Source organism: Ruegeria sp. H9 (assembly GCF_056532915.1).
The window spans coordinates 565,638-591,234 of the sequence record NZ_JBQFNX010000002.1; the positions used below are offsets into that span (position 1 = coordinate 565,638).

Consider the following 25,597-nt stretch of genomic DNA (forward strand, 5'->3'; position numbering starts at 1 on the left):
CGGGGTAACTCGAAAATCGGAGGGCGTTTAAGATGGCGCCCAAGCGTCCCAGAGGTGCGGGCGCGTTCCCGAAAGCGGTCGAAAGCCCCGCGCCGGCAAGACCCGATCCAGATGCGTTATATGCGGCACTGGATTTGGGGACAAATAGCTGCCGCATGTTGATCGCCCAGCCCAAGGGCAGTGGATTTCATGTGGTGGACAGCTTCTCCAAATCGGTGCAGTTGGGTGCCGGTCTGGAACGCACCGGGCGGTTGTCGCGGGCGTCTATGGCACGTACCGTACAGGCGCTGCGGATTTGTCAGCAAAAACTCAAACGTAACAAGGTCAAGCGCATGCGCTTGATCGCAACCGAGGCTTGCCGTCGCGCCAAGAATTCACGCGATTTCATCCGGCAAGTTAAACGCGAAACCGGCCTGACGCTCGACATCATCCAGCCCGAGGAAGAAGCACGTCTGGCTGTGATTTCCTGTGCACCGCTGGTGTCGACCAAGACCGAGCAATTGTTGGTCGTCGATATCGGCGGCGGCTCAACCGAATTGGTCTGGATCGACATCTCCTCTGTTCCTCGTCGGGATCGGCCTGCCGCGATTATGAGATTGCATAACGGGTTCCACACGCCTGAAAGCCCTTTCCCTGCGGCCAAGGTGGTTGATTGGATCAGCGTCCCGCTGGGCGTGGCAACACTGCGTGATCAGTTCAACGACGTCGAAGACGATGCCGCGCGTTTTGCGCTTATGAGCTGGTTTTTCGAAGAAAATCTGGCCGATTTCGCACCTTACAAGGATGAACAGGCCCGCGAAGGGTTTCAGATTGTGGGCACCAGCGGAACGGTGACCACTGTCGCCGCCTCACACCTTGGCCTCAAGCGCTATGACCGGACGAAGGTGGACGGATTGCGGATGACCAGCGATCAGATTGACAAGGTGATACGAGGCTATCTAGAACTCGGCCCTCGTGGGCGCCGCCGTGATCCCCGGATCGGAGAAGATCGGCAGGCCCTGATCATGTCCGGCTCGGCCATCTTGCAGGCGCTGTTGCGCTGCTGGCCCACCGATCGCCTTTCTGTGGCGGACCGTGGGCTGCGCGAGGGTTTGCTTTATGCGCAAATGAGTGCGGACGGTGTATTGGAAGACGGACCGTTCTGATGGCGAAGACACCAACTGGCAAAAGCAACTCGGGTCGCGGGCAACGCGACCTGAAGGTGAAGGTCAAGACAGCGCGCGGGCGCAAGCTCAGCTCGACCCGCTGGCTGGAACGGCAGTTGAACGACCCCTATGTCAAACGCGCGCAGGTCGAAGGCTATCGCGGACGCGCGGCATTCAAGATACTTGAGTTGGACGACAAGTTCCGGTTTCTCGTACCCGGCGCGCGCGTGGTCGATCTGGGTTGTGCGCCCGGTGGCTGGCTGCAAGTCGCTGTGAAACGCGTCAATGCACTCGGCGAGAAAAGCGGCAAGCGCATCGGCACCGTTCTGGGGGTTGACCTTCAAGAGGTTGAGCCCGTCGCCGGTGCCACCGCGCATGTCCTTGATTTCATGGAAGATGACGCCGATCAGAAGGTCAAGGACTGGCTGGGTGGCAAAGCGGACGTGGTCATGTCTGATATGGCGGCTGCGTCTTCGGGCCACAAACAGACTGACCACCTGCGGATCATGGCCCTGTGCGAAACGGCGGCTTATTTCGCGTTCGACGTGCTGGAAGAGGGCGGCACCTTCGTTGCCAAGGTGCTTGCTGGCGGGGCTGAGGGGGACCTTCAGAAACTGCTCAAGCAGAAATTCAACAAGGTTGCCAATGTGAAGCCTCCGGCCTCACGTTCTGATAGTTCCGAGAAGTTTGTTGTCGCCACCGGCTTCCGGGGTTAAGCGGCGTTAATCCAGATCGATCTTTCCCGGCGCTATACTCTGTTTCCGCAGAGACGCTGCAGCTATGCCTTGCAGCAATAGTGCTTCGCCATGATTGATATCGACAGGCTTGCGCGCGCGCAGCTCTTCAATACGCTGGTCAAGCGTCGTTTTAAGGGCCGCCGTCAGCGGCTTTGCGAGGGTAGCGGTGCGATCCGGCATACATCACCTGTAGCAATCCGAGTGCTTATACCGGTTGGCTAACCGCAGAATGCGCCGTGAAGATGGCGCAAATCTGCCAGTTCCATGCCAGTTATCTCCCGAGTTCCTGCGCCAGTTGCATTAAGTTTGGATCATCGGGAAGAACTAACAAGGCCTCGTCCAATGTCGCCAACGCAGCCTGAACACCGCGATTGATGTGGGCAAGTTGAACCAGCATCGGCCAAGCCTCAACGCGCTGCGGGTCGAGCGTTACAACCTCGCGGAATGCACGTTCTGCAGCCGGCGCGTTTCTGAGCGTAAGCGCCCAACCACCCAGCACCAAATGGGTCTCAGGAAAGTCCAAACGATTGGAAATGCTACGTTGCCAATCCGCCATGCCCTGCTGCGCGCTTGCGCGTTGGTCTTGCGTCATGGCCTGCGCTGGGATCGATAAGAACTCTTTCGCAGCCGAGATGCGTACATTGCGCATGGGGTCGGATAACAACGGCTCTAACCGCGAAGCGCGCAACTGGGCAGGAACCTGACGCTGCAGTACCGGTCCATTGGCACGTATCAGTGGGTCCGGATCGGCCAGCAACGGTGCCAGACGCTCGGCAAGATCAGGCGTTGCAAAAGGTTGCAACAAATACAGAGCGGTTGCGCGAACGATACCTGCCTGCCCTTCATCCAGAGCGATCGCGACCAGCGTTTCAGGGTCGTCCAATTGACCACTGCCTGCTTCTGCAAATGTCGTGCCATAATGCGCCACTCTATAGGATGATTCCGGGAACCAGAGTTCAATCTGCTGCGCCGCCCAAGACTGATCTTCATCCGCATGGCAATCGGTGCAGGCATCAGTTCCGAGCCCCAGATCAGGGCGGGGAATGCGGAAGCTGTGATCGCGCCTGCCATCTACCCCCATATAGACACGCTCGATCATGTGGCAGTTCTTGCATTGGCCACCCGCAGAATCTTCAGCATGTTGGTGATGCGCGGGCGTGTCATATTCGGCCAGCCGAAGGGTCGGGAAATCCGGGTTGCCAGCGGGGGAGTGGCATTGGGTACACAACCCATTACCCTCGGCTTTTACCTCAGCCCGGTGCGGATCATGGCAATTCACACAACCCACCCCTTCTGCATACATGCGCGACTGCAGGAATGAGCCATAAACATAGACCTCGTCCAAAATCTGACCATCTGGGTGATACAAACCCGGTCGCAGCAACGCCAGGTTATAGGCGTCGTGATACGGCTTGCCGGGAAGCGGATTACCCTCTTCCAACGCCTCGCGCCGGGAATGACAGCCGGCGCATTGCTGAATTTCCGCTTCTGTCTGCCCCCTGCCCCATGTCGTAGGGAATCCGAACTCGCTCAAACCGTCTTGCAACACTTTTCCGGTCGTCCACTCCAAATGCGCAGAGCCCGGCCCGTGGCAAGCCTCGCACCCGACACCAATTTCGACCTGTGTCGAGGCATAGCGCCTTTCCTCAGAGTCGTAGTTCTTCACATAGCCGGTCGCATGACACTCGGCACAGCGGGCGTTCCAATTTTTGTACGGACCGGTCCAGTGCAGCCCATCATTCGGAGGCAGATCCTGATCCGGGTAAAGGTGGAACCAACGGCCCTTTTCGACGTCCCAAACCACATCAAAACTCTGCAATCGGCCGGGTTCGGTTTCGAAAAGATATTGCTGTAGCGGCGCGATACCAACCACTGAATGTACCGGATAGGTCGTTGTAACGCCGTCTTTTTCGGTGACTTGCGCCGTAAGAGCTCCATCTTGATCCGCAAAGGCCACGCTCATTCCATGATGCGAGAATCGTGTTCCATCGAAATCAGCCTGAACATGGCCGTCCTCCACCTCAGTCCAGGCAAGCGCATGGTATGAGCTTTCCCAGGCTTCGGTTTCTTCCTTATGACAATCCGAGCACGCGTCTGATCCAACATAGTCCTGCGCCTGCGACTGCTGCGCGGTCGCCCAAAGGATCGCGGTCATCACGATAGCGCGGAGATACATCATTGCCCCTCTTCGTTTTGCAAATCGATCAGCGCGCCGTTGTATTCAGCCCCGAGGATCAGCATGGCCGAGCATAAGTACAGGAAAATCAGCGCTGCCATTGCCCCTGCAAGCCCGGCATACGTCGCGCTATAGGTCGCAAACTTGGCGATGTAGATTGAAAAGCCCCATCCACCTGCAGCCCACAAAGCCAATGTCAGGATTACGCCCGGCAAGATTTGTAGTAGGCTGTGCCGTCGGGTGGGCAAGATCAGATGAGCCAAAAGAACGGTGCCAGCGGGGACAGCCACGGTAAAGGTCCATCGCAGACGATCCACCGACAGCCAGTTGTCCACATCCACTGCCGTCTTTTCCGAAACCAAACGGGTATAGACCGGCAGAACGACTTCGACCGCCGCGATGGCCAGAATGGCAGCACCGCCGATTATGACCAGCACAAAGCACAGCAGTCGGGTCTTCCAGAACGGCCAATTGTCCGTGTCGTGATAGGCCTGCGCCATCGCCTTTCGCACAGCGGCGACTCCGTTTGAGGCAAAGTAGATCGCCAACAAGCCACCCAAAGTGATCACGCCCGAGCCCGCACCGGCCAGAACAGCACGCAGTTCTGAAACGATGGGATCGGCCACATCTTTGGGCCAGGCGCCAAATATCAGTTCGATCAGTTCATCGGTCACATAGCCCTGTGACAAGGCCCCTGCCAACGCGACCGTGAATAGAACGAATGGAAACAGGGCCATCATCAACGACATGGCGACGTGGCTGCTCATGACGAAGCCGTTTTTGTCATTAAATCGGCGCACAGCAAGCCAGAGCGCACGCAGGAATTGGCCGAACGAGGGAATCAAAACAGTTGGCATTGCGCTAGCCTAGCCTGCCTTTTCCTTTGGCAGAACCGCCAATCGGATCAGGCCACCGATTTCATGCGTATAACCTTCTGTATGGATTGCATAAACCCGCCAGCCTGTGCAGGATCAATCAAAACGCATCCAGGCAGCACTCAGACCAAGGCCATCTTATGACCTCTGACCCAGAAAACAGCCCTTCCCGTGCGCGTCCGCAACTGAGCGTATTGCGGGATGTAGCGATCGTGGCCACGCTAATGGTGCTTGGCCTCTATGCAGGGGCAAACTTTCTGGTGCCGTTGACCATGGCGTTACTGGTCAACGTGCTGATCCTGGCCCTTAGCGACCGGGTCATTGCAGTGACGCGGGTGCCAATCTGGTTGGCGAATGTCGCGGGAGTAACAGTTGTATTGGCCGGTTTGTTCATGATCATGTACATTCTGGGCAGTCAGGCCACGCAGTTTGCACGCTCGATCAACACCTACGAAAGCCAGTTTGACGGGGCTGTTCATAGAATTACCGGGTTGGTCGGCAACGATGTCACAAGTTTTATCCGAGACAATCTGGTCAGCATCGATATGTCCTATGTCGCTCGAATATTGCTGGGCAGCGCCACATCACTGCTTAACCAGTTCTTCCTTATCAGCCTTTATGTCGCCTTTCTGATGGCCGAGCGGTTGGCCTTTCGCAAGAAAATCCAGCTTGCCGCCGGCAACCCGCGGCTGGGGGCTGACCTGGCCTTGGTTCTGGATGCGATTTCGTACAGCCTGCAGCGATATGTCGGCGTGAAAACCTTTATCAGTCTGATCACCGCCACCATCAGCTACGCCGTATTCAAAGCGCTGGGTCTGGAATATGCTGAAACCTGGGCCGTGCTGACTTTCGCCCTGAATTTCATCCCGTCAATCGGTTCGATCATCGCCGTCATCTTTCCCGCAATGATCGCTCTGGTTCAGTTTGAGACGATCGGGCCATTTCTCGTGATCGTTCTGGGGTGCGGCACACTACAGTTTCTAATCGGCAACTTTCTAGATCCGGCCATGCTGGGCCGATCGCTGAACATGTCGACCTTCCTAGTGATTTTGGCATTAACTTTCTGGACTACGGTCTGGGGTCTGATCGGAGCGTTCCTGAGTGTGCCTTTGACCGTCTGCATCCTGATCATCTTCAGCCACATCCCCGCGCTGCGCCCTGTCGCGATCTTGATGTCTTTGGATGGAAGGCTCGGTGAGGATGATCGGTCGTCAACCGAACATTCGGCTTGAACGTCCGTCAACTTTGACAGCTAGCGACGAGGGCGCGTCGATCTTTCAACCTCAGCCGACCATACCCGCCTTCGATCAAGTCCAATTCGATAAGCCTGTGTAATGCTCGGTGAAGCGTTGGCGCAGAGACTGCAATCATAGCCGCCAGCTCTTCCTGCGAAACCGGTATCCAACCCTCTGCGTCGGATGTCACCTCATCCAGATGCAGCAACCTCAGAACCAGCCGTTTCTCGGTGCCGGTCACCGCAAGATTGGCTACGATACGCAGGGCTTTTTGCATGTTTTCATGACTTAAGGCGTAGAAATCCCGAACAAAGTCAGGAGAATCCTGCACCAAGCGTTCTAACCGCGGGGCCGGAAAGAAAAGCGTCTCGGTTGGCCGAGTCGCCACCACGCTGATCAGCCGATGCGCAGTCGCAAACAACGCGAGATCGCCGACCCAAAAGCCACGTCCCTCTTGGTGTATGACAAATTCCTGACCGTCATCTGCGGGGACGGTGATCTTAACACTACCATCCAATACAGCGTGAATCCCGTTGGCGGGATCACCCTGGACAAACAAAGCTTCGTCAGCACCGTAAGTTCGGCGCACGGCGCTGCGCATCAGAGCATCCTGAAAGGCGGGAGATCTGGTTTTGAACCAGGAACTTTCCTGCAGCGCGTCTAGATCAGTTTCAATTAATGCCATCTATATATTTAAACTTCATCATATGATAAATTTCAATCAGGCTCACTGGCCTACATTACTTACACACGAATCCCGCAATCTGGCTATTTTCGCGGGATATCCAATGCTTAACGACTGCAACTAATCCTATTCTGGACACAAGTCTCAGATAGTTCACAGGGACAAATTGTCCACAAGTTCAGGAGTAAAACATGTTAACTACAACCCGGTTCTTGGAAAGCTGGCGTATCGGACTGCGCCGTACCGCAGCAGCGTCGATTGCCGTTCTGGTCGCACTGCCCGCATGGGCGCAGGATCAAAAACCCAACATTTTGGTCATTTGGGGCGATGACATCGGCCAATCCAACATTTCGGCCTACACAATGGGCCTTATGGGATACCAGACCCCCAATATCGACAGGGTCGCCGATGAAGGCATGATCTTCACCGATTATTATGGCGAGCAATCCTGCACAGCTGGCCGCTCATCTTACATCATGGGCCAATCGGTGTTCCGGACTGGACTGTCCAAGGTTGGCTTGCCTGGCGCTAAAGAAGGGATGCAGATCGAAGACCCCACGATTGCAGGGTTGCTTAAGGATCATGGGTACGTGACCGGCCAGTTTGGCAAGAACCACCTGGGCGACCGGGATGAGCATCTGCCGACAAATCACGGATTTGATGAGTTTTTTGGGAATCTCTATCACCTCAATGCCGAAGAAGAACCCGAGCATGAAGATTATCCCGGGGACGCGGTTCTGCCCGACGGGCGCACGTTCCGCGAGGCCTATGGTCCGCGCGGTGTGATCAAGTCCAGCGCAGGCGGCCCCATCGAAGACACCGGTCCACTGACACGCAAACGCATGGAAACGGTGGATCAGGAAACCCTGGAAGCTGCCGTTGAGTTCATTCGTGAGGCCAACCAGAACGGCACACCATTCTATGTCTGGTGGAATGGCACACGCATGCATTTCCGCACCCATGTCGGGGAAGAAATGCGCGAAACAGCCAACGAAATCCTAGGTAGTCCGGCCGATGAATACACGGCGGGCATGATCGAACATGACATTCAGGTCGGCCAACTGCTTGATCTGCTGGACGAACTCGGCATCGCCGACAACACTATCGTTCATTATTCCACCGATAACGGCCCGCATTACAACACTTGGCCGGATGCCGCTTCGACACCGTTCTGGGGCGAAAAGAATACCAACTGGGAAGGCGGCTGGCGCGTACCATCCATGGTGCGTTGGCCCGGTAAGATCGAAGCGGGTTCGATCTCAAACGAAATCGTGCATCACATGGATTGGCTGCCCACCTATCTGGCGGTCGCTGGCGACCCCGAAATCAAGGAAAAGCTGAAAGCCGGCTATTCCTCACCTGCCATGGGTCGCGACTACAAAGTGCATCTGGATGGCTACAACATATTGCCACTGCTGACTGGTGAGACCACTGAAAGCCCCCGCCGTGAAATCTTTTATTTCACGGATGACGGCGACCTGTCTGCTTTGCGTTTTGACGACTGGAAGCTGATCTTTTTGGAGCAAAAAGCATGGGCCACCCTGCGCGCATGGATGGAACCATTCACAGAACTGCGCGTGCCGATCATCGTGAATTTGCGCCGCGACCCTTATGAGCGTGGATACCGTACATCCAACACATACTACGACTGGATGATCGACCGGGTGTATTTCCTAGTACCGGCGCAGCAATATGTGGCGAGTTTCCTGAGTACTTTCCAAGAATTCCCACCACGTCAGAAGGCGGCGAGCTTCAGCCTGGATCAGGTGATGCAGAAATTGGCCACACCGACTTCGAACTAGAAAACAAGACAGGGGCCGCCTTAAAGCGCGGCCCCTTTTTCCAGTATCAGAGGCTATTACATGAGATTTCTCAAACTCACGGCGTTTATAGCCACCGTCCCCCTTGTGGCGTTCGCAGACCCCCTGCCCAGCTGGACCGACTCGGCATCAAAACAGCAGATCATCGACTTTGTTGACGCGGTCAGCGACCCGGCGAATGAACTCTATGTCACTCCCGCCGACCGGATTGCGGTGTTTGACAATGACGGCACGCTCTGGGCTGAACAACCGGTCTATTTTCAGTTCATATTTGCCATGGACCAACTGGCAGAGCTTGCTAAACAAGACCCATCGATCTTATCGACCCCAGCGTTGAAAGCGGCTGCTGAGGGTGATCTGAAAACCATTCTGGACGGCGGGCACGACGCTCTGATCGAAGTGGTCAACGCATCGCATTCCGGCAGCAGCGTTGAAGTATTTCAGGCGTCGGTGGCCGATTGGCTGGACACTGAACGACATCCCGAGACCGATCTGCCCTACGACCAGATGACCTATCAGCCGATGGTCGAGCTGTTGCGCTATCTGCGGGATGAGGATTTCAAAACTTATATCGTTTCAGGCGGAGGCCTGCATTTCATGCGTGTCTTCGCCGAACAGGCATATGGCATCCCGCCCGAACAGATTCTGGGCACCTATGGGGAAACAACTTATGACAGCCAAAACGGCACGCCCGTAATCAACAAGGCCCCCGGCATTGCCTTCATCGATGACAAAGAAGGCAAGCCAATCAACATCGAGCGCACCATCGGCAAACGCCCCATTTTTGCCGGAGGAAACTCGGACGGGGATTTTGCCATGCTTGAATGGACCACCGCAGGCGACGGGCCACGGCTGGGCGTTTTGATCCATCACACTGATGCGGATCGCGAATGGGCCTACGATCGCGAAAGCCCGATTGGACGGCTGGTCGATGGGTTGGACAAAGGCCCGAATATGGGATGGGTCATTGTTGATATGGCCAACGACTGGTCCCGCATCTACACTGGGGCAAACTAAGCAACCCGGATCGCTGCGCCCCGATGTGGACATTACTCGTCTCGTTTTTTCTGTTTTCACTCTATTGCGTAGCGGTCGTCTTTGCAGTTCGCGCTGCGCAGACTGCACGCACACCACAAGGAGCGGTTGGCTGGGTTGTGTTCCTGCTGTCGGCCCCGATGTTAGGCGTGCCGCTGTATCTATTCCTCGGTCACCATCGGTTCAGAGGATACCGGATCGCTCGGCAAGAAAGTGAGCGCGTCGTCGAAGGGATCAAGACCTTTGCCGACTTCTCGAAACCCGACCCTCAGACGATGCGAGTCAATCCTCGCGCGTTTGAAGCGCTGGCCCATTTGCCCGTCTCACGTGGGAATGGAGCCGAGCTGCTGATCGACGGCGAAGTTACGTTTGATGCCATTCTCGACGCCATAGATAAGGCCGAGAATTACGTTCTGATCCAGTTCTACATCGTCCGGGATGATAATCTTGGGCGAAGGGTGCGGGACCGGCTAATCGCCGCGGTCAAGCGTGGCGTACATGTTCGGTTCATGACCGATGCAGTGGGTAGCTATGGCTTGCCGTCCAGCTATTTTGAGACGCTGCGCCAGGCCGGTGTGGATGTTGCAGATCCCCGCGAACAACGCGGGCCCAATTTCCGGTTTCAACTGAACTATCGCAACCACCGAAAAACTGTGATCGTGGATGGCAATGTCGGCTTTATCGGTGGTCACAACATCGGGGTCGAGTATCTGGGACAAAGCCCTCGGTTCGGTCGTTGGCGGGACACACACATCAAGATGACCGGTCACGTGGTCCGTCAATTGCAACTGATCTTCACGGAAGACTGGCACTGGGCGCGCAACGAAGATCTGATCGACCAACTCGATTGGGCTGGAAATGAATCTGATCAGGACATGAATGCGCTGCTGGTGGCAACGGGCCCGGGCGACGAAACAGAAACCGGCGCAATGATGTTCTTTGCGGCCATCACTGAGGCGAAAGAACGGCTTTGGATCGCCTCGCCCTATTTTGTGCCCGACATCGACATCATGACCGCGCTACAGCACGCCGCACTGCGCGGTGTGGATGTACGAATACTCGTGCCGGATGTCATCGACCATCGTCTGCCCTGGCTGGCCGCTTTTGCCTATTTCGACGAAATCCGAGACTGTGGCGCCCGTGTGTTTCGCTATACCGACGGCTTCATGCATCAAAAAGCGTTTGTTGTAGACGATACCTTGGCCGCCGTTGGCACCACCAATCTGGACAACCGATCTTTCCGTCTGAACTTTGAGGCGATGGCCCTGTTCTTTGATCGTCGCGCAGCAAACGCAGTGGCTGCGATGCTGGAAACCGATTTTGAAGCAAGTTACGAATTGACCCGCAATTTGCCCCAGCAACCGTTCCACATCCGTTTTGGTGCGCCGCTTGCACGGTTGTTTGCACCGATCCTCTAGTTCAGGAACCGTTCTTCAAACACCCGCGTCATGAGAGCCACCAGGAACGCGGTCGACAGCCCAAAGGCCAGTAGGCCCGTGACCGATGCAAACGCTCCGAAGATGCGCAGCCCTTCGCCCAAGACGATGTCGCCGTAACCCAGCGTTGTGAACGTCACCAATGAGAAATAGAGGGCCGAATTCCAATCCGGCAGCACATCACCCCAAACCCAGACAATCGCCCAGATCCAGACCTGAACCGTATGGGTCAGCACGATAAACACCAGCGCCACGCTGATCGGGCCTGCGGTTGCAAGGATAGTGCTGCGTGTCTCCCATTTCGCAACCAGTTTTCGGATGACCAGAACGCACCATGTCAGCAGCATGATTTCGATCAGAAAACAAATACCCAGATAGAAGCTGCCCCAAATGATTTGTTGCGACAATGTCATGTAAACGGCCTTTGTTCTGATCGCTGAAAACTGTGCAAGCATGGGGGTTTCGCGCGTTGCCGACAACCCCATGCGATGCGTAAGGCTGCGGCGAATAGAACCGATCTCGGCTCTGGACACTGGCGCGCCGCGTTGCACATTGTGACGGGACCAGATGAGAGTTTGCATGTTGCTATCAATTGATCACGTTCGAAAAGCCTATCCCGGTGGGCGACCTGTCCTGACCGATGTTTCATTGACGTTGGAACAGGGGCAGACCTTGGCGCTGACCGGAGAAAGTGGCAGTGGCAAAAGCACATTATTGCATCTGGTGGCGGCGCTGGATGGGTTTGATGGCGGAGAGATTACTCTGGAAGGGCGCGCCATGTCGGCCCTGAATGATGCGGAACGCGCCGAATTGCGTCGCGGCACCCTGTCTCTGGTCTTTCAGCAGTTCAACCTGATCCCGTCGCTGACCGTTGCCCAGAACCTCTCGATCCATGCGCGACTTGCGGGTCGGAACGACCCGGATTGGGTTGTCCACCTGACCGAGCGCCTTGGCCTGAGAGAACTGCAAGACCGCTACCCCGAGAACCTTTCGGGCGGACAGCAGCAGCGGGTTGCCATCGGACGCGCCATGGCGATCCAACCACGATTGCTGCTAGCGGATGAGCCGACGGGCAATCTGGACGAAACAGCAAGTGCGGTGGTGCTGGACCTGATGCTTTCATTGGTTGCCGATACCGGCGCTGCGCTCCTGCTGGTCACTCACTCGAATGACATCGCCAGCCGTCTCGACCGACGTGCCCACCTGACGGGCGGGCATATCGCATGACACGCGCTGCGGTCCTGGCGCTGGTGTCCCATTGGCGGATGCACCCATTGCAATTGATGACGCTTCTGACGGGTATCGCGCTGGCAACTTGTCTGTGGTCGGCCGTGCAAGCCATCAATGCCGAAGCGCGCGCGAGCTATGAACGCGCCAGCACCCAGCTTGCCATCGGACAATTCGACGAATTGCGCGCCTCCGGTTCCACGATCCCTCTTTCCCGCTACGCCGAGCTCAGGCGCGCAGGCTGGCAAGTGGCGGCCGTCTTAGAAGGCACGCTGCGCATCAAGGGCCGTTCCGTACGTCTGATGGGGGTGGATTTGGTGGCCTACCCTGTCCTGCCCGCGATCACCCAGATCGAGCAAGGCGCGGATGCCCCCGACCCGGCTGATATGCTGACAGCTCCGGGGCGGCTGCTGATGTCACCCGCCCTGGCCCCGCTGTTTCAATCTAACGACAAATTCCCACCGGTGCTTTCCAGCACCGCGCTGCCACCTGATCTGGTGCTCACCGATATTGGAGTGGCCGAGCGTCTTCTGAACCGTCCCGGTCAGATTTCCCGTCTGGTGATCTTGCCCAATCAGCCCCGTGGTGTCCCGTCTCTGTCAGAACTTGCGCCTGAACTTCAACGCATTAGCCCCTCGGCCCAGTTGGATACCGCGCAACTTACCGACAGCTTTCACCTGAACCTCTCAGCCTTCGGCTTGCTGTCTTTCGCCGTCGGCCTGTTCATCGTTCACGGAACGGTCGGCCTCGCCTTCGCGCAGAGGCGTGGCACGATCCGTACATTAAGGGCGTTGGGCCTTCCCATGCGGGGCCTGATCTGGATCGTTCTGGGTGAATTACTTCTCTTGGCCCTGATCGGTGGCCTGTTCGGGTTAATCCTGGGGTATTTTCTGGCTGGAGCCTTGTTGCCTGATGTCGCCGCCACGTTGCGCGGCCTCTACGGGGCAACAATCGACGGGCAGATGTCATTACGCCCCCAATGGGTCGCCGCAGGTCTTGCGATGGCAACAGGCGGCACGTTGGCGGCCAGTGGCCACGCTCTTTGGCGACTTTCGCGCATGCCCATCCTCGCAGGGCCGGGCTTACAAGCTTGGCGTGGCAGTAAAGCCTCGGCCCAGATTACAGGCGCGTGTGGCCTAGCCCTGCTAGCATTGGGCTTTATCGCATATTTCACAATCGGCGGACTTATCGCAGGGTTTGCCTTGCTTGCCGGGATGCTGACCGGAGCGGCCTTGTTGCTGCCGCTCGCACTGTCAGGGATATTGACCTTGTGCCTGCGCCGGGCCCGCACGCCTGTTGGTCAATGGGTGCTCGCGGACATGCGGGCGCAATTGCCCGGTCTGTCACTTGCGCTGATGGCCTTGCTGCTAGCGCTCGCCGCGAATATCGGCGTGGGCACAATGGTTTCAAGCTTCCGCCTCACCTTTACTGGCTGGCTCGATCAACGGCTGACCTCCGAACTTTACGTGACCGCAGCCGACAATGCACAAGGCGCAGCCCTTATCGATTGGCTCGCCCCAAGGGCGTCAGCTGTCCTACCCATTCGCAGCACCGAATTGCTGCACGAGACCGGGCCGTTGTTTCTGTACGGGATTGTTGATCACGATAGCTATCGCAACAACTGGCCACTGATCGCCAAGGATCCCGACGTCTGGGACAACGTCCTGTATCGCGGCGCCGTACTCATCAACGAGCAACTCGCACGACGCGCGGATCTGTGGCCCGGAGATACCGTCGCGATCACACCCGAGCACAGCTTGCCGATTGCAGGTGTCTATTCCGACTACGGGAACCCGACAGGTCAGGCCATCGTCGCAATGCCGATGCTGGATCAGATTGCCCCGGATACGGATACACGCCGCTTTGGCATTCGCATCGCACCGGATCAGGCCTCGGAGCTGGCACAGGCGTTGCGTGACCAATTTGACCTGCCTCCATCGGCAGTTGTGCAGCAGGCCGCTATGAAAGCGCAATCGATGGCTGTTTTTGAAAAAACTTTCGTCGTCACCTCAGCGCTGAATGTGCTGACACTGGGCGTTGCGGGGTTCGCGATACTCACCAGTTTGCTGACATTGTGGACCCAGCGCCTGCCTCAGGTCGCACCGGTCTGGGCGCTGGGTCTAACGCGCGCGCAACTGGCCAAGCTAGAGCTTCTGCGCAGTGTCCTGCTTGCGGTGATGACCGCTTGTCTTGCCCTTCCATTGGGCCTTGTATTGGCATGGGTGCTGCTGGCCGTGATCAACGTGCAGGCCTTCGGATGGCGCTTGCCCATGTATTTGTTCCCAACTGATTGGCTGAGCTTATTCCTGCTGACTCTGGTTGCCGCCGTGCTCGCAGCAGCCCTACCCGCATTACGATTGCTCCGCCTGCCACCTGCTGCGCTGTTGAGGGTTTTTGCCAATGAACGTTAAAGCCTTCATTCTGTTCATCCTCCTTCCAATTACCGGTTGGGCGCAGGGTTATGCCGGGTTGGGCGGCAATGCGGATGGCTTTACGCGTCCTGAACCGGACTACAGCTTTCAGTTTCCGCAAGATCACGGCGCCCATCCGGATTATCGGATTGAATGGTGGTATCTGACGGCAAACCTCAAAGACGCAGAGGGTCGCGACTATGGCATACAATGGACCCTGTTCCGATCGGCCCTGAAACCGTCCGAGGCTGACGGCTGGCAAAGCCCGCAGATCTGGATGGGCCATGCCGCGCTCACAACGCCAGAAACACACTATTTCGCCGAACGACTCTCTCGCGGCGGTGTCGGACAGGCTGGCGTAACGGCCCATCCGTTTGAGGCATGGATCGATGAATGGCACATGCGCGGCGATGATTTGGAAACCCTCAGCCTGACAGCAAACGGATCAGACTTTGGGTATGATCTGACTCTGAAGGCCCAAGGCCCATTGGTGTTTCACGGGGCCGAGGGGTATTCGGTGAAATCCGCCGATGGTCAGGCAAGCTACTACTATTCACAACCCTTCTACACGGTCGAGGGCACGCTCCACCTGCCCAACGAAGATATCGAAGTCGTCGGCCAGGGTTGGCTGGATCGCGAATGGTCCTCGCAACCCTTGGCCGAAGATCAAAGCGGCTGGGACTGGTTCTCGCTCAGCTTTGACGACGGTGACAAGCTGATGGCCTTCCGCCTGCGCGGGGATCGAGGGGATTTCACGGCCGCTACGTGGATTGGGGCCGATGGGCAAACGACCCCCCTGCCCGATGGCTCAGTTCTGCTAATGCCCCTTGAAACCGCCCGCGTGGCGCATCGTGACGTTCCGATCAAATGGCAGGTATCCTTGCCGGATCGCGAGATCGATGTTGAAGTCGATGCCATAAGCCCGAAAGCCTGGATGGGAACCCGGTTCGAATACTGGGAAGGCCCAATCACCATCACAGGTAGCCACACAGGGCGCGGATATCTTGAGATGACGGGGTATTGAAGTTGAAATTTCGTGTTCTTTCAAGCTAGCGGATGTCCCCAAACGGGGTCAGAGCTTGCTGTTCAGGGTCATGCAATACCCAGCGCCCACTTATTCAAATTCGAGACCATGTAGAAATCCAGTTCCCACTCCTGGTCATATTCAGAAACACAAGAAACAACACGCCGAGCCGTACCACACATCATAGTGATATTCCCGAGCTGTTTGCAGGACGTTGCTGGTATTTGATGTCGGAGCTGAAGATCAGTTTCACGACACTGAACCTCGTCGTATTATAACATACTCTGCTATCCTGAGTGTGATAAACACCCGGTCAGGATTGCACATATTATTAATCGATGGGAGGCGAGGGAATCAGAAAAATCGCTATGTCATAACACGTTAACAAAACACGCAAGGAATAGGCAGAAGACTTGCAATAGCTGTCTGGTCTGAGCGAGGCGCAAGCCAAACATTTTTCCATTTCGCTCATGCGGTTGTGCGGAAAATTGAAAAATTCGATCAAATCCACTAGTGTTTAAAACACGGCAATTTCGCCCGTTTCAACAAAACTATTTTTAACTAATCGAATTCGGGCGTTGCCTGTTACACACACTTATTTGAAAGGAATTGAAAATGGCTAATGGCGTTGAAGTGAGCCGCGAAGAGATCGAAGCCTATTTGAACTCACTCGATCTAGGGCAACCAGAACAGGTAAAAGGTATCGATTTTTGCGATGCGTGGCCTGTGGTACGAGTGGTTCTGGAAAAGATCAAAGAAAAGGCGAACGGTGCAACCAAATTTATCATCAAGTGGATCATTGAATTACTTGATGCCTACTACGAGCAAAAGTGTAGCTAACGCTCTGCCCGCTGCGTTCTAAGCAGCGGGTCCCACCCACAGGTCAATTACAAAGCCGCCATCTCGCGCGGCTGGGCATCAGAACTATTAAGAATTGCTGGATGTGACTACTTCAGAGTTCCGCGATTTAGTGGGCAATGGCGCGTTGCCTCAACCAATATCGCACTGGCGGGATCGAGCGCTGGAACGCGCGTGATTAGCACCCATTCTGAATACCGAAACCGACCGTCCAGAAAATGTTATGGAAGTGTGAAATATCTGCATAAACCTAGAATTGTGAAGCCACGGCTTGTCCAGAAATGGCGATATGACTCGTGCATTCAAAGCAAACTCGTTGATGAATCAAAACAATTCAAAGTAAATGTCCCCAAAAGAAAAAACAGCGAGCCGGCTCCCCTAACTCACTGTTTTTACTTTGGTACCCAAGGCCGGACTCGAACCGGCACGGTATCACTACCGGGGGATTTTGAATCCCCTGCGTCTACCATTCCGCCACTTGGGCCACGAACACTGGATTAGCGCCCTACCGAGAGAAGGTCCAGAGGCAAAAAACAACCACTGCTCTGAATGTTTCATCGAAGGAGGTTGACGGTCAGTCGGGTGCATGGTTTGGCTTGCCGCAGCGGTTACCAGGATACTTATTCTTCATGTTGCGATCTCTTTATGACTGGACCATTCGTCTGGCCGAACATCCTCATGCGCTCTGGGCGCTGGCTGTTGTGGCTTTTGTCGAAAGTTCGTTTTTTCCGATCCCACCCGATGTTTTGATGATTCCCATGATCCTTGCGCGTCCGTCGCGGGCCTGGCTGATCGCGACGGTCGCCTTGGTTGCCTCGGTGCTGGGTGGGATATTGGGTTATGCAATTGGGGCATTCTTTTACGAAAGCCTTGGGCAGCCTGTTCTGGAAGCCATGGGCAAAGCCCACGCAATGGAAGAATTCAATACCCGCTTCAATGATTTCGGCTTCTGGGCCGTGCTGGCGGCTGGTGTGACGCCTTTCCCATATAAGGTCATCACCATCATGTCGGGCTGGACCGGGATGCCGATTGGGACGTTCATAGCCACCTCGATCCTGGCGCGCGCCTTGCGCTTCTTTCTTGTGGCCGGGCTGCTGTGGAAATTTGGGGAACCGATCCGTGACTTCATCGAAAAACGGTTGGGTTTGATGTTTACCCTATTCATAATCCTGCTGTTTGGCGGCTTTCTTGTGGTGAAATACTTATGACGCGCAAAAGACTTCTGGTTCTGGTTGCCGCATCCGGCTCGGCCGCGTTGCTACTTGGGGCTTGGGGCTTTCAATACGTCGGTGGGCTCGCGCCGTGCAAAATGTGCATCTGGCAGCGGTATCCCCATGGTGTCGCAGTGATTCTTGGTGCTCTAGCCTTTGCCTTCCCGGGCGTCCGCCCCCTGCCCCTACTAGGCGCTCTGGCCGCGGCCACAACGGCGGGAATAGGGTTTTACCATGCTGGGGTCGAGCAAGGCTGGTGGGAGGGCCCATCGACCTGCACATCTGGTGATATCGACGGCCTGAGTGCAGAAGAGTTAATGGATCAGATCATGTCCGCCCCGCTCGTGCGTTGCGATGACATCCCGTGGGAGATGTTCGGGATTTCCATTGCGGGCTGGAATGGATTGATTTCGACGGGTCTGGTCCTGATCTGGATCGCAGCCTGGCGCGCGCGCTAGGGTTTATAGCTGATCCAGTTCGGCATCCCAGTAGAGGAAGTCGATCCAGCTTTCGTGCAGATGGTTCGGGGGGAACTTCCGACCGATATTGCGCAAAGCCTCAGCATCCGGCTGACGCGGCGGTTTATTCAGAGACATTCTGGCTTGTCGCAGGGATTTTGAGCCCTTGCGCAGATTGCACGGACTGCACGCTGCAACGACATTCTGCCAACTTGTGACCCCGCCCGCAGCGCGCGGTACAACATGATCAAAGGTCAGGTTTTCACGGTTGCCGCAGTACTGGCATTTGAATTCGTCCCGCAAAAATAAATTAAAGCGCGTGAAGGCCACGCGCTTTCTGGGTTTTACATAGTCTTTCAGGACAACCACCGAGGGTATTCGGATCTCGGTACTGGGACTGCGGACAACCTCGTCATATTCCGCAACAATATCCACCCTGTCCAGCCAGGCAGCTTTGATCGCCTCCTGCCACGGCCATAAAGACAACGGGTAGTAGGAAAGAGGTCTGTAATCGGCGTTCAAAACCAATGCCGGATGATGCTTGAGAGCACCGGTTTCCCTGACAAATTCGGTCCTGAAGTCTCCGTCCATAACAGAATCGCTCCTCGCTCTGTACTGCCCGTTTGTGACATCAGAGCGGGGAACACCCGCCCCGGCCTTAAGTTAACTATATATCGTGTTAAATCTCTGACAAGTGCCGAGTTCACACAACATCTCGGGTATTGGTTAGGCCGAATACGTAACAGATAAGTGACACTTATCCACAGGTTGCGCAGATGTGGTCTGCAAGCTATGGCGGGGCATGTCCTGGTTCATCCGTTTCAACAAACCTTACGATGTATTGCCGCAGTTCACCGACCGCGCCAATTCTGACTCGCCCCGCAGCACGCTCTCGGAATTCATCGACCTGCCCGGTGTCTATCCTGCGGGACGCTTGGACCGGGATAGCGAGGGTTTGATGCTGCTGACTGATAATGGGCGATTGCAGGCGCAGATATCAGACCCCAAGCACAAGATGCCTAAGACATACTGGGTTCAGGTCGAAGGCATTCCCGATACAGCGGCACTAAAGGCGTTGCGGGAAGGTGTTGAACTTAAGGATGGTTTGACGCGCCTCGCCAAGGCGCGGCTGATTGACGAACCCGAATGGCTGTGGCCACGCACCCCGCCGATCCGGGTTCGCCAAACGGTGCCCGACAGTTGGATTGAACTGACGATTAAAGAGGGCCGCAACCGTCAGGTTCGCCGGATGACAGCCGCAGTCGGGCACCCAACTCTGCGCCTGATCCGAGCCCGTGTTGGAGATTGGTCTTTGGACGGCCTTGACCCCGGTCAGTGGGAAAGCCTGCCGATGCCAGCTGTTGACGTAGCACCGTCGCGCAAGCGGGACCGCTGCCCGCGCCGGTGACAAAAACTGCGTGATGTGATAGGCTTAGGGCATGAAGGTCACACCGGATATCCCTGCCCCGTCTGCCATCCTGGAAGCCGCGCTGTATGTCGACGATCTAGATGCGGCCGAGGATTTCTATGGTCAGATATTGGGGCTAGAGAAAATCCAGCGCGTCACCGACCGCCATGTGTTCTATCGAATCGGCGGGTCCGTCCTGTTGCTGTTCAATGCCAGCGAAACCGAGAAACCGCCAGGCAACCCTGATCTGCCGGTCCCACCGCATGGGGCGCGTGGCCCCAGCCATGTTTGCCTTGTCCTGAGCCGCGATGAAATCACCGTGATGCGCAAGCATCTGTTGGACTGGAACATCCCTGTCGATGCCGAGTTCGACTGGCCCAACGGAGCCCGGTCGCTCTATGTACGAGACCCTGCAGGCAACTCGGTCGAATTCTCGGAAGGAAGGCTTTGGGAGTGATCGATCAGCGAAGCGGCTGCTTCTCGCCCCCGATCACACGGTAGATTTCGCTAGAGACAACACCGACCTCACCAAGTGCCGCCTGAAAAGCAGCCATATGAGGGGTCGCAAAATGGGCCTCAAGCGCGGCCTGACCCTGCCATTCCTCATAGACCCGAAAGCGGGTCGCCTGACCCAGGATTTGACTGAATTCATAGATCAGGCATCCGGGTTCTTTCAGGGTTTCCGCAACCATCACCTGCGCAGCGGCAATGGCTTTCTCGACCCCTGCATCTGAAACTTCGACCACTCCTGTCACGATCAGCATCATGCTCTCCTTAGATCGCCCCGCAAGTCAGAGGCTCAGCTTATCCCGCATGAAGGCCAGCGCAACACTCAAGCCATCCGGAGCAATCCCGTGGCCGGTGCCCTTCATTATATGGGCATAAACCTCTTTGAACCCGGCCGCCTGAAGTGCCTCAGCTGCTTCTGGCAACGATTGCGGCGGTACAACGTCATCAGCATCGCCATGCACCAGCAGGATTGGCATGCGACTTACGGTTTCGTCTGGCAGCAAATCAGGTTCCAGCAAACGGCCCGAGAACGCTACGATCCCGGCCACTGGGTCTTCGCGGCGCGGGGCTACATGTAAGCTCATCATCGTGCCCTGGCTGAAACCGAACAGCACTACCTGCTCTGGCAGGACATCCTCATCCACCATCAGCGCATCAAGGAACGCGTTGAAATCCTCAACTGCCATTTCCATACCCCGTCGGGCTTCCTCCTCGGATGAGCCATCAATCCACGGGATCGGGAACCACTGGAAACCGTTGGGCATACCGATGATCTGTTCAGGCGCGTCCGGAGCTACAAACAACGTATCCGGCAGATGCTCGCCCAACGGATCAGCCAGCCCCAAAAGATCGGCCCCGTTTGCACCATAACCATGCACAAACACCACGACCGAGCGTGTGTCGCCTGAAACCGGCTCTTTCCTGAGCGCGTTCAAAACCCGTGTCATCTGATCCCTTCTCTGTCTTTTGCGACCCGGTAATAGGCCCACAGCACCCGCGCCGCAACCGATCGCCACGGCGACCATGCTTCAGCCATCTGGCGTAACTCTTTGTCTTTTGGTCGTTCTGGCAATTCATAGAGGATGCGTGCAGCTTCCTGTAAGGCCAGATCGCCCGGTGCAATCACATCGGCGCGACCCAGCGAAAACATCGCATAAATCTCGGCGGTCCAGACACCGATTCCCGGTACCTCGGTCAGAATTGCGACCACTTCGTCATCTGGCGCATCACGCAACGCTTTGTAATCGATCCGCGCTTCGGCCAAGGCGCGGGCATAGCGAATTTTCTGACGGCTGAGACCCACAGCGCGCAGATCATCATCAGTGGCCCACATAATCTTGCGCGGACCGGTCAGTTTTGCGTCCTGCAGCCTCTTCCAGATTGCGTTTGCCGAGGCCACGCTGACCTGCTGACTGACAATCGCGCTGAGCAATTCGGCGAACCCGTCAGGCTTGCGCCTGAGTGGCAGGGGTCCGGTTTGCTCCATCGCATAAGCCATCCGGGGGCAGGCCTCAGCCAACCACTCGGCCCCTTCGGTAACGCAGTCCGGTGTTTCGATGATGCGTCCGACGGACATGCGCTCTCCGATAAGTGATCCTTGTCCGCACGTTAGGCGGATGTGCCGCATATGCAACCCGCTTGTGCCAAGTCTCAATCGTAGATAACCATTCGCCCATGACAATGATCGCTGCCACCCCTGACGATAGTCAGGCCAAACGCAACGTCGCCGTTTTGGTGGCAGCACAGGCAATCCTGGGTGCACAGATGCCCATGATGTTCATCGTCGGCGGGCTGGCAGGCCAATCGCTGGCCAGCAACGCTTGCCTTGCGACGCTGCCGATTTCACTGATCGTTCTGGGTTCAATGCTGGCGGCCACGCCGATTTCGGCCATCATGCAACGCTGGGGACGCCGTGCCGGGTTTCTTGTGGGATCAACTGCAGGTGCCGCAGGGGGCGTTATCGGGGCTTACGGCCTTTATCTCGGCTCGTTCCCGATCTTCCTAATTGGCAGCTTCCTGACCGGCATATACATGAGCGCACATGGCTTTTATCGCTTTGCAGCGGCTGACACTGCATCGGATGCGTTCCGGCCCAAGGCGATCTCATACGTCATGGCCGGAGGGCTTGCGGCGGCGATCATCGGCCCTCAGATCGTCAAGCTGACCTCGCAGGCGTATGTGGTCCCGTTTTTGGGCACTTATCTGGCGGTGATCGCGATCAACGTTCTGGGGTCGGCGTTGTTCTTTTTCCTCGACATCCCGACCCCGCCGAAACCAACCGAAGACGAGCCGAAAGGCCGGACCCGATTGGAACTGCTGAAAACCCCGCGCATCGCAGTGGCGATCATTTGCGCCATGGTCTCTTACGCGCTGATGAACCTTGTCATGACCTCTACGCCTTTGGCCGTCGTCGGGTGCGGATATACCGAAGGTGATGCCGCGGATATCGTCACCAGCCACGTACTGGCGATGTACATTCCCAGCTTCTTCACCGGCCACCTGATCGCGCGGTTTGGGGTCGAAAAGATCGTAGCTCTCGGTTTGGCAATCCTTGGCGGCGCAGGCATTGTCGCCCTGCAAGGTGTTGATCTAGGTAACTTTTTCGTCGCCCTGATCCTGCTTGGCATCGGATGGAACTTTGGCTTCATTGGCGCCACCAGCATGTTGGCAGACTCGCATGAAGTGCACGAACGCGGGCGAATGCAGGGCCTGAATGACTTGCTGGTGTTTGGCGGCGTGACCTTTGCTTCGCTTGCCTCTGGCGGATTGATGAACTGCTCGGGCGGTTCAGCGGTCGAGGGTTGGACGGCCGTAAACCTCGCCATGATCCCGCTGCTGACCCTTGCAGGTGGCGCGCTGCTGTGGCTGGTTCTGAGGCCTTCGGACCCACAAACCGTCTGACGTTACCAGCGCCCGGTCGCTGCCGTTTTCATCAGGGTAAACCGACGTCGGATTTCACCCTGAGCCAACGCACCTGCGGCCACCCGGTCCGGTCTGGCCAATGCAGTCCGCAACACCCATTCCGTCTGCCACCCCGCATAGAGCGCAGGCCGTGCTTGTGCCGAGACCTCGTTGCGGGCGGACCGCGCCTGCGCCAATCGGTCCAAAGCCTTCTGCGCCAGCGCCCGAACCCCGTCATGGGTTCCGTCCAGCAAAGGAATGCGCCCACGTGCCTCAAGCTCGGGAATTGCGCGCAGCCAATTCGCGATCCCCGCTGCATATCCGAAATCACGCAGAACAGTTTCATCCGCCGAACCCAAAGCCTGCGCCGACACCACCATTAATGTCCCAGCGCTATGGGCAATATAGGCGTCAAAATGCGCCTCATCCTCGAACGGATCAAGATAGATATCCCAACGCCTTACGGCCACATATTCATCCAGCAGCGCTGCCAGATGCGGAGAAATCACGCGCGACAATGGCGTAACAACCTCGTGCCGACGAACAGATGGACCTTCGGCAATCTCTTGCAAGGCATCGCGCCACCATTGCAGCCGCATCTCGGCGATCATGCTCTCTTGCGTCACCCACGGGGCACGGGCCACCTCGACGTTCAGCGCATAAATCGGGAACAAAACTGCCCGTGCCTCAACTGGCGCGGCCATGGCAGCCATAAAGCGATCGGGATCGGCCCGATGAACCAGCGCAGCACAAGCCTTGATGTCGTCGTCGAACTCCACCTTATTCGGCGGCCGCTGACTGCGGGGCGCAATCGCTCACCAGTTTCCACTGAATCGCATCCAGCAGCGCTTCGAACGAGGCATCAATTATGTTCGCACTCACCCCAACCGTAGACCAGCGCCGCCCTTGCCCGTCTTCGCTGTCAATGATCACGCGCGTGACCGCCTCGGTCCCGCCCTGAGTGATGCGCACCTTGAAGTCGACCAGCCGCATATCCGACAGTATCTGCGAATACTGCCCCAAATCCTTAGCCAGAGCTTTGGCAAGCGCGTTCACCGGACCGCGATCGCTACCGCTTTCATCCAGCGACTCACTTACCGACAGCTTCTTCTCGCCATCCACTTTCACAACAACAACCGCTTCGGACAGGCTGACCATCTTGTTGTATTTGTTTTTCCGGCGCTCAACGGTCACCTTATAGCGCTTGACCTCAAAGAATTCGGGCAATTGCCCCAACTCATCCCGCGCCAGCAGCTCAAAACTAGCCTGCGCGGTGTCGTAGGAATACCCCTCGGCCTCGCGCAGTTTTATCCGCTCAAGGATACGTCCCAACGCCGGATCGCCCGCTTCTACGGCCAATCCCGCATCGGTCAGACGTTTACGCAGGTTCGATTGCCCAGCCTGGTTCGACATCGGAATGATGCGCGCATTTCCAACACTTGCCGGATCGATATGCTCATAGGTTGTCGGGTCCTTGAGGATCGCGCTGGCATGCAGCCCGGCCTTATGCGCAAAAGCCGACGCGCCCACATAGGCGCTCTGCTTGCTGGGCACTCGGTTCAGGATATCATCCAGCATCCGGCTGATGCGCGTCAGCCCGGCCAGCGCCTCGGGCATCACTCCGATGTCATAGCACGAGGCATAGGTTTCTTTCAGCATCAGCGTTGGGATCAAAGCGGTCAGGTTGGCATTGCCACAGCGCTCTCCCAACCCATTCAACGTACCTTGAATTTGCCGCGCCCCCGCATCGACTGCAGCCAGCGAGCACGCCACTGCGTTCTCGGTGTCGTTATGCGTATGAATGCCCAGCCGATCCCCCGGCAGACCGGCCGCAATCACCTCGGATACGATCCGCCCGACCTCTGCCGGCAATGCTCCGCCATTGGTGTCACACAGAACCACCCACCGTGCCCCTGCATCGAGCGCAGCGCGGCAGACTTCAACCGCATATTCCGGGTTGTCCTTGTAGCCATCAAAAAAATGCTCGGCATCAAACAGAGCCTCCCGCCCCTGCGCCACGATATGCGCGACCGAGGCGCGAACGTTCTCGGTGTTTTCCTCCAGCGTGATACCAAGCGCGTGGGTCACGTGGTAATCGTGCGATTTCCCCACGAGACAAACGGCTGGTGTTCCCGCGTTCATAACAGCAGCCAGAACGTCATCATTCTCAGCCGACCTGCCCGAGCGTTTGGTCATTCCAAACGCCGTAATACAGGCCGACGTCTCAGGCGCGCTCTCAAAAAACGCACTGTCGGTCGGGTTCGCTCCGGGCCAACCCCCTTCGATGTAATCAATCCCCAGCGAATCCAACGCCTGCGCAATCTGCACCTTCTCGGTAGTCGAAAACTGCACACCCTGAGTCTGCTGCCCATCACGCAGCGTGGTGTCATAGAGGTAGAGGCGTTCTTTGGTCATTTGTTTGGCTCTTTGGCTAAGCTCGAAGGC

General features: G+C 56.7%; 26 protein-coding genes and 1 tRNA gene. 15 read left to right on the forward strand and 12 right to left on the reverse strand.

The annotated features are described in order from the left end of the window. The first annotated feature begins 32 nt into the window (after positions 1-32). Positions 33-1,145, forward strand: a complete 1,113-nt coding sequence (locus ACR0CZ_RS11360; RefSeq protein ID WP_170393015.1) for a Ppx/GppA phosphatase family protein — start codon at positions 33-35, stop codon at positions 1,143-1,145. Further along, positions 1,145-1,861 carry an RlmE family RNA methyltransferase gene (locus ACR0CZ_RS11365; RefSeq protein WP_170393014.1) on the forward strand — a complete coding sequence of 239 codons (717 nt, stop codon included), beginning with the start codon at positions 1,145-1,147 and terminating at the stop codon, positions 1,859-1,861. The genes ACR0CZ_RS11360 and ACR0CZ_RS11365 overlap by 1 nt, the downstream gene beginning before the upstream one ends. Before the next feature lie 6 nt (positions 1,862-1,867). Here the strand turns inward: ACR0CZ_RS11365 and ACR0CZ_RS11370 are convergent, their stop codons facing one another. The 3 genes from ACR0CZ_RS11370 to ACR0CZ_RS11380 form a co-directional block, all read right to left on the reverse strand. Further along, on the reverse strand, positions 1,868-2,062 hold the full coding sequence (locus ACR0CZ_RS11370) for a hypothetical protein (RefSeq protein WP_480536937.1): 195 nt from the start codon (positions 2,060-2,062) through the stop codon (positions 1,868-1,870). 91 nt (positions 2,063-2,153) lie between these two features. Beyond that, positions 2,154-4,058 (reverse strand): cytochrome c3 family protein, encoded by a 1,905-nt coding sequence (locus tag ACR0CZ_RS11375; protein ID WP_170393686.1) that lies wholly within the window; start codon positions 4,056-4,058, stop codon positions 2,154-2,156. Then, on the reverse strand, positions 4,058-4,915 hold the full coding sequence (locus ACR0CZ_RS11380) for a YihY/virulence factor BrkB family protein (protein WP_170393012.1): 858 nt from the start codon (positions 4,913-4,915) through the stop codon (positions 4,058-4,060). The genes ACR0CZ_RS11375 and ACR0CZ_RS11380 overlap by 1 nt, the downstream gene beginning before the upstream one ends. Before the next feature lie 158 nt (positions 4,916-5,073). Here ACR0CZ_RS11380 and ACR0CZ_RS11385 point away from each other — a divergent pair, with 158 nt between their 5' ends. Next, positions 5,074-6,165, forward strand: coding sequence for an AI-2E family transporter (locus ACR0CZ_RS11385; RefSeq protein WP_170393011.1), 1,092 nt, complete (start codon positions 5,074-5,076; stop codon positions 6,163-6,165). Between the two features lie 7 nt (positions 6,166-6,172). Here the strand turns inward: ACR0CZ_RS11385 and ACR0CZ_RS11390 are convergent, their stop codons facing one another. After that, complete coding sequence (locus tag ACR0CZ_RS11390) at positions 6,173-6,853, reverse strand: Crp/Fnr family transcriptional regulator (protein WP_170393010.1); 681 nt, start codon at positions 6,851-6,853, stop codon at positions 6,173-6,175. Between the two features lie 191 nt (positions 6,854-7,044). Between ACR0CZ_RS11390 and ACR0CZ_RS11395 the strand changes: the two genes are divergently transcribed. From ACR0CZ_RS11395 to cls, 3 genes are read left to right on the forward strand one after another with little or no spacing between them, the layout of a single operon-like run. After that, the gene (locus tag ACR0CZ_RS11395; RefSeq protein ID WP_255612093.1) at positions 7,045-8,655 is read left to right on the forward strand and encodes an arylsulfatase; all 1,611 of its coding nucleotides are present in this window, start codon (positions 7,045-7,047) and stop codon (positions 8,653-8,655) included. Between the two features lie 60 nt (positions 8,656-8,715). After that, positions 8,716-9,690: an HAD family hydrolase gene (locus ACR0CZ_RS11400; RefSeq protein WP_480536936.1), complete on the forward strand. Its 975-nt coding sequence runs from the start codon at positions 8,716-8,718 to the stop codon at positions 9,688-9,690. 23 nt (positions 9,691-9,713) lie between these two features. Then, a complete protein-coding gene (gene cls, locus ACR0CZ_RS11405) occupies positions 9,714-11,126 on the forward strand; it encodes a cardiolipin synthase (protein WP_480536935.1) in 1,413 nt (470 codons plus the stop codon). On the opposite strand, the gene ACR0CZ_RS11410 is transcribed toward cls, so the two are convergent. Then, the gene (locus ACR0CZ_RS11410; protein ID WP_370644421.1) at positions 11,123-11,725 is read right to left on the reverse strand and encodes a potassium channel family protein; all 603 of its coding nucleotides are present in this window, start codon (positions 11,723-11,725) and stop codon (positions 11,123-11,125) included. The two genes, cls and ACR0CZ_RS11410, sit on opposite strands and share 4 nt — an antisense overlap. On the opposite strand from ACR0CZ_RS11410, the gene ACR0CZ_RS11415 reads away from it, so the two are divergent. From ACR0CZ_RS11415 to ACR0CZ_RS11430, 4 genes are all read left to right on the forward strand, one after another. Further along, the gene (locus ACR0CZ_RS11415) at positions 11,724-12,371 is read left to right on the forward strand and encodes an ABC transporter ATP-binding protein (RefSeq protein ID WP_170393007.1); all 648 of its coding nucleotides are present in this window, start codon (positions 11,724-11,726) and stop codon (positions 12,369-12,371) included. The two genes, ACR0CZ_RS11410 and ACR0CZ_RS11415, sit on opposite strands and share 2 nt — an antisense overlap. After that, positions 12,368-14,782 carry an FtsX-like permease family protein gene (locus ACR0CZ_RS11420; protein WP_170393006.1) on the forward strand — a complete coding sequence of 805 codons (2,415 nt, stop codon included), beginning with the start codon at positions 12,368-12,370 and terminating at the stop codon, positions 14,780-14,782. Before ACR0CZ_RS11415 ends, ACR0CZ_RS11420 begins: the two co-directional genes overlap by 4 nt. Next, the gene (locus ACR0CZ_RS11425; RefSeq protein WP_170393005.1) at positions 14,772-15,806 is read left to right on the forward strand and encodes a lipocalin-like domain-containing protein; all 1,035 of its coding nucleotides are present in this window, start codon (positions 14,772-14,774) and stop codon (positions 15,804-15,806) included. The genes ACR0CZ_RS11420 and ACR0CZ_RS11425 overlap by 11 nt, the downstream gene beginning before the upstream one ends. A gap of 615 nt (positions 15,807-16,421) precedes the next feature. After that, positions 16,422-16,646: a hypothetical protein gene (locus tag ACR0CZ_RS11430; RefSeq protein WP_170393004.1), complete on the forward strand. Its 225-nt coding sequence runs from the start codon at positions 16,422-16,424 to the stop codon at positions 16,644-16,646. A 416-nt stretch (positions 16,647-17,062) separates the two neighbouring features. Here the strand turns inward: ACR0CZ_RS11430 and ACR0CZ_RS11435 are convergent. Further along, positions 17,063-17,148, reverse strand: a tRNA-Leu gene (locus ACR0CZ_RS11435). Positions 17,149-17,293: 145 nt separating this feature from the next. Between ACR0CZ_RS11435 and ACR0CZ_RS11440 the strand changes: the two genes are divergently transcribed. Further along, positions 17,294-17,872, forward strand: a complete 579-nt coding sequence (locus ACR0CZ_RS11440) for a YqaA family protein (RefSeq protein ID WP_170393003.1) — start codon at positions 17,294-17,296, stop codon at positions 17,870-17,872. Then, entirely contained in the window at positions 17,869-18,333 is a 465-nt protein-coding gene (locus ACR0CZ_RS11445) for a disulfide bond formation protein B (RefSeq protein ID WP_170393002.1), read from the forward strand. The genes ACR0CZ_RS11440 and ACR0CZ_RS11445 overlap by 4 nt, the downstream gene beginning before the upstream one ends. A 3-nt stretch (positions 18,334-18,336) precedes the next feature. Here the strand turns inward: ACR0CZ_RS11445 and ACR0CZ_RS11450 are convergent, their stop codons facing one another. Next, positions 18,337-18,924 carry an HNH endonuclease gene (locus ACR0CZ_RS11450; RefSeq protein ID WP_170393001.1) on the reverse strand — a complete coding sequence of 196 codons (588 nt, stop codon included), beginning with the start codon at positions 18,922-18,924 and terminating at the stop codon, positions 18,337-18,339. Positions 18,925-19,135: 211 nt separating this feature from the next. Here ACR0CZ_RS11450 and ACR0CZ_RS11455 point away from each other — a divergent pair, with 211 nt between their 5' ends. Together ACR0CZ_RS11455 and ACR0CZ_RS11460 are read left to right on the forward strand one after the other, a co-directional pair. Then, a complete protein-coding gene (locus ACR0CZ_RS11455; protein WP_170393000.1) occupies positions 19,136-19,741 on the forward strand; it encodes an rRNA large subunit pseudouridine synthase E in 606 nt (201 codons plus the stop codon). 31 nt (positions 19,742-19,772) lie between these two features. Beyond that, on the forward strand, positions 19,773-20,198 hold the full coding sequence (locus ACR0CZ_RS11460) for a VOC family protein (protein ID WP_170392999.1): 426 nt from the start codon (positions 19,773-19,775) through the stop codon (positions 20,196-20,198). A 4-nt stretch (positions 20,199-20,202) separates the two neighbouring features. On the opposite strand, the gene ACR0CZ_RS11465 is transcribed toward ACR0CZ_RS11460, so the two are convergent. Genes ACR0CZ_RS11465 through ACR0CZ_RS11475 form a run of 3 tightly spaced genes read right to left on the reverse strand, consistent with a single transcriptional unit; the run spans position 20,203 to position 21,827 of the window. After that, positions 20,203-20,505, reverse strand: a complete 303-nt coding sequence (locus tag ACR0CZ_RS11465) for a putative quinol monooxygenase (RefSeq protein ID WP_170392998.1) — start codon at positions 20,503-20,505, stop codon at positions 20,203-20,205. A 27-nt stretch (positions 20,506-20,532) separates the two neighbouring features. Next, positions 20,533-21,198, reverse strand: a complete 666-nt coding sequence (locus ACR0CZ_RS11470) for an alpha/beta fold hydrolase (RefSeq protein WP_170392997.1) — start codon at positions 21,196-21,198, stop codon at positions 20,533-20,535. Further along, complete coding sequence (locus ACR0CZ_RS11475; protein ID WP_170465342.1) at positions 21,195-21,827, reverse strand: DNA glycosylase family protein; 633 nt, start codon at positions 21,825-21,827, stop codon at positions 21,195-21,197. The genes ACR0CZ_RS11470 and ACR0CZ_RS11475 overlap by 4 nt, the downstream gene beginning before the upstream one ends. 98 nt (positions 21,828-21,925) lie before the next feature. Between ACR0CZ_RS11475 and ACR0CZ_RS11480 the strand changes: the two genes are divergently transcribed. Continuing rightward, entirely contained in the window at positions 21,926-23,152 is a 1,227-nt protein-coding gene (locus ACR0CZ_RS11480) for an MFS transporter (protein ID WP_170465340.1), read from the forward strand. 2 nt (positions 23,153-23,154) lie between these two features. On the opposite strand, the gene ACR0CZ_RS11485 is transcribed toward ACR0CZ_RS11480, so the two are convergent. Together ACR0CZ_RS11485 and cimA are read right to left on the reverse strand one after the other, a co-directional pair. Next, positions 23,155-23,931, reverse strand: coding sequence for a squalene/phytoene synthase family protein (locus ACR0CZ_RS11485; protein ID WP_170392994.1), 777 nt, complete (start codon positions 23,929-23,931; stop codon positions 23,155-23,157). A gap of 1 nt (position 23,932) precedes the next feature. Beyond that, positions 23,933-25,567, reverse strand: a complete 1,635-nt coding sequence (gene cimA, locus ACR0CZ_RS11490; RefSeq protein WP_170392993.1) for a citramalate synthase — start codon at positions 25,565-25,567, stop codon at positions 23,933-23,935. Positions 25,568-25,597 lie beyond the last annotated feature (30 nt).